This window comes from Burkholderia sp. BCC1985, from assembly GCF_905339915.1.
Classification (GTDB): Bacteria; Pseudomonadota; Gammaproteobacteria; order Burkholderiales; family Burkholderiaceae; genus Burkholderia.
In genome coordinates, this window is the sequence record NZ_CAJPGY010000090.1 from 1 (window position 1) to 4542 (window position 4542).

Consider the following 4542-nt stretch of genomic DNA (forward strand, 5'->3'; position numbering starts at 1 on the left):
GGTGGGCGGCCGTCGGGGGGGGGGGGGGGGCGGGGGGGGGGCGGCGGGCGGTGTGCGCGGAATGATCGGCGGGTAACGCGCTCTTGGCGACGAATCGTTCGCGATGCTGACTCGACACGAACGCCACCATTTGCCGACTCCGGCATGCAACGAAGTGCCGCCCCGTTCAAATCGAATCGGCCGCGGACAGCCCGACCGGGGCGCTCCGCCCGCCACGGCGCGCCCGGACGAACGCGCGCCGTTCCGATATGGCGCGGCAGCCCTGATGCCGCACCACAAGCAAAAGAGCCCGGCACAGGCCGGGCTCCTTCGTTCGACTTGGGTGTTACGCGCGTCCGTCGCGCAGCTCGCGCCGCAAGATCTTGCCGACGTTCGTCTTCGGCAGCTCCGTGCGGAACTCGACGAGTTTCGGCCGCTTGTAACCGGTGAGCCGCTCCTTGCAGTACGCGAGGATGTCCTTGTCGGTCAGCGCCGGATCCTTCTTCACGACGAACAGCTTCACGGCTTCGCCCGAGTGCTCGTCCGGAACACCAACCGCCGCCACCTCGAACACCCCCGGATGCGACGCCACCACGTCCTCGACCTCGTTCGGATACACGTTGAAACCGGATACCAGGATCATGTCCTTCTTCCGGTCGACGATCTTCACGTAACCGCGCGCGTCCATCACGCCGACGTCACCGGTCTTGAAGAAACCGTCCGCGAACATGACCTTCGCGGTTTCTTCCGGGCGGTTCCAGTAGCCGGCCATGACCTGCGGCCCGCGGATGCAGATCTCGCCCGGCTCGCCGAGCGCGACGTCATTGCCGGCGTCGTCGCGGATGGCAATTTCGGTCGACGGCAGCGGCAGGCCGATCGTCCCGCTGTACTCGGTCGCCGTCACGGGGTTGCAGGTCGCGACCGGCGACGTTTCGGACAGGCCGTACCCTTCGATGATCGCCGTTTGGGTCTTCTCGTACCAGCGCTTCGCGACACCTTCCTGGATCGCCATGCCACCGCCGTTGGCGATCACGAGCTTCGACAGGTCGAGCTGGTTGAATTCGGGATGGTTCAGCAGTGCGTTGTACAGCGTGTTGACGGCGGGAATCGTCGAGATCTGGTATCCCTTCAGTTCCTTGATCATGCCGCCGATGTCGCGCGGATTCGGAATCAGGATGCCCATGCCGCCCGTGCGCATCGTCAGGAAGCCGCAGACCGTCAGCGCGAACACGTGATAGAGCGGCAGCGCGACAACCGTCACGAATTGCTTCACCTCCGGGTACTTCGCGTGCGCGGGATGGTGCCAGGCGCCGGCCTGCAGCACGTTCGACACGATGTTCCGGTGCAGCAGCGTCGCGCCCTTCGCGACACCGGTCGTACCGCCCGTGTACTGGAGGAACGCGACGTCGTCTGGGCCGAGCTTCGGCGGCTTGAAGGTCTGCCGCGCCCCTTCGGACAGCGCGGCCTTGAAGCGCGTGAACGACGGGAGCTGCCAGGCCGGCACCATCTTCTTCACGTTGCGTACGACGTAATTGACGAGCCAGCCCTTGATGCCCAGCAGGTCGCCCATCGACGCGACCACGACATGCTTGACGGCGGTATTGGCGATAACGGCCTGCAACGTCGACGCGAAATTCTCGAGAATGACGATCGCCTCGGCCCCGCTGTCCTTCAGCTGATGTTCGAGCTCGCGCGGCGTATAGAGCGGGTTGACGTTGACGACGGTGTAGCCCGCGCGGAGCACGGCAACGATCGCCACCGGGTACTGCAGCACGTTCGGCATCATGAGCGCGACGCGTGCGCCGCGCTTCAAGCCACGCGACTGCAGCCACGCGCCGAACCGGCGCGACAGTGCATCGAGTTCGCCGTACGTGATGCTCTTGCCCATGCAGACGAACGCCTTGCGGTCGCGATACTGCCTGAAGCTCTCGTCGAGGAGATCCGGGACGGAAGGATATGGAGAAGCGTCGATTTCGGCTGGAACGCCGGGTGGGTACGATTTCAGCCAAATTTTGTCCATACCGCGCGTCTCCTCACTGATTTTCGAATGGTCGTGCTAAAACGCATCGTAGCGGCTCGCCCGTCCTGAGACAACAGGGTTAGATGTCCACTTCGAACTTTCGAACGCATTCGTCCGATCATATCTGGAAGTTCCGTCAAGTCCGCTCAACTTCCACCAAACAATCGTAAAAGGTCGCCGAGTTGCCGAGGTCGGTCAGCGCCTGGCTCGTCACTTCGTTCGCGTTCCGACCGTCCGCCGACAATTTCTTCCACCAGATCGACAGTCCGACGACGAGCCCCGCCCGCGCACGATCGGTCACTCTTGCGACCGCCTGCATCGATCCGCGGTCGTTGAATATGCGTACGACGTCGCCCTCCGCGATGCCGCGCGCATCGGCGTCGGCCGGGTGAATATCGAGATGCGGCTGGCCTTCCGTGCTGCGCAGGCTGTCCACGTTCACGAACGTGCTGTTCAGGAAGTGCCGGGCCGGCGGCGAAATCATCGCGAGCGGGTAGCGGGCGGCAAGCTCAGGCGCCGCCTCCGCCGATTCGAACGGCGGCAGGTAATCGGGCACCGGGTCCATGCCCATCTGCTCGAGTCGCGCGCTGTAGAACTCGCATTTGCCGGACGGTGTGCGAAAGCCGCCATTCGCGAAAGGCGCGTCCGCAACCTTGAGCTTCAGCCAGCCGGCACGCTTCAACGTCTCCCAGTCGCTGTCGAGTGCCGGATCGTCCCAGCGAAGCGCCGCCTGCGCGACCTCTTCGTCGCTGTGATAAAGCGCGGGCTCGTCCAGCCCCATGCTGCGCGCGATGCCGCGAAAGATTTCGGTGTTCGGTCGTGCGTCGCCGACCGGCGGAATCGCCGGCAGATTAGCCATCACATAGGTGTGGCCGTACGACTTGTGGACATCGAGATGCTCGAGCTGCGTCGTGGCCGGCAACACAATGTCGGCAAAGTCGACGGTATCTGTCTTGAAGTGCTCGAGAACGACCGTGAACAGGTCTTCGCGCGCGAACCCGGCGGCGACTTTCGACGAGTCGGGGGCAACCGCAACCGGATTCGAGTTGTAGACGATCACTGCTTCGACCTTCGGCCCGAAAGTCGCGTCGCCCGGATGCAGCAGTGCATCGCCGATGGCATTCATGTTGATGATGCGCGGCAGTTTCTGCGGCCAGCCGGGCATCAGATCGGGGCGCAGCAGCGCCGCCTGATTGACCGGTGCAGATTCCGACGACGACAGCAGCAGCCCGCCGGCCCGGTCGCGCCACGCGCCCGTCAGCGCAGGCAGGCTCGCAATCGCGCGCACGGCGTTGCCGCCCCCGCGCACGCGCTGCATGCCGTAATTGAGGCGGATCGATGCCTTGCGGGTCGCACCGTAACGACGTGCGAGTTCAATCAGTTCCGACGCCTCGATGCCGCAGATTTGCGCGACACGCTCCGGCGGATAGGACAGGGCTCGCGCCTTGAGCGCATCGAAGCCGAGCGTATGGCGTGCGATGTAGTCGTGATCGAGCAGATCCTCGGTGATCAGCACATGCATCATGCCGAGCGCGAACGCTCCATCGGTGCCCGGTTTCAATGCGATGTGCTGATGGCATTTCTCTGCCGTCAGCGAGCGGTAGGGATCGATTGCGACGAGACGGGCGCCGCGACGCTTGGCTTCCTGCGCACGGGTCCAGAAATGCAGGCTCGAGGCGATCGGGTTGGCGCCCCAGATCAGGATCAACTCGCTTTCCTCGAAATGCTCGAGATGCATGCCGACGCTTCCGCCATACGTATAGCGCAACCCTGCTGCGCCGGCCGCCGCGCAGATGGCCCGCTCGAGCCGGGACGCACCGAGTTTATGGAAGAACCGCTGGGCGATGCCTTCGCCCTGCACGAGCCCCATCGTTCCCGCGTAGCTGTACGGCAGGATCGCCTCCGGCGCGCGCGCGGCGATTTCGCCGAGACGACGACCGATCTCGTCGAATGCTTCGCTCCAGCTGATCGGCACGAAGCGCCCCTCCCCCTTCGCGCCCACGCGCTTGAGGGGCACAGTGAGTCGGTCGGGATGATGAACGCGGTCGGCGTATCGGCTGACTTTCGTACACAGCACGCCTTGCGTCGGCGGATGGTCGGGATCGCCCGCGACCTTGATCGCCCGACCGTTTTCGACGGTCACACGCATTGCGCACGTGTCCGGACAATCGTGCGGGCATACGGCCCGAGCTATCTGAGTGGCGGCGTTCATCGTTCTGGATGCTACTGGGATGGAGATTCGCAAATTCTACGTGGCCGCGCCGAATAAGGCGTCATTTCGCACGAGTTTCCGGCCTATTTGGCGAAAAAGCGGCGGCGGCCGATGGCGAATATCGATACGGGACGAACTTTGAAGAGTCGGTGCGACGATGTGGAGCGGGTATGAATGGTGCCAGGCCAGCGGCTTCGCCGAGTTCGCGCGAGTCGATTATTGACCGAAGATAGAAGCGAACAAGCGGGCGAATGGCCCTGGAGGATGGAAAGTGGATATGCGTTGCGGCTTGAGCAACAAACGGGGCAGATTCGAGGCCGGTGACCGCGCA

At 64.0% G+C, this 4542-nt stretch carries 3 protein-coding genes; all 3 read right to left on the bottom strand.

Features of this window, described 5'->3' with window-relative positions:
* Positions 1-325: 325 nt before the first annotated feature.
* Positions 326-1999 carry a long-chain fatty acid--CoA ligase gene (locus tag U4Z31_RS36630; RefSeq protein WP_257768783.1) on the bottom strand — a complete coding sequence of 558 codons (1674 nt, stop codon included), beginning with the start codon at positions 1997-1999 and terminating at the stop codon, positions 326-328.
* 136 nt (positions 2000-2135) lie between these two features.
* Positions 2136-4211, bottom strand: coding sequence for a molybdopterin oxidoreductase family protein (locus U4Z31_RS36635; RefSeq protein ID WP_321796671.1), 2076 nt, complete (start codon positions 4209-4211; stop codon positions 2136-2138).
* Between the two features lie 61 nt (positions 4212-4272).
* Positions 4273-4542, bottom strand: a 270-nt coding sequence (locus U4Z31_RS36640) for a hypothetical protein (RefSeq protein WP_321812964.1), incomplete at its 5' end; no start/stop codon positions are given.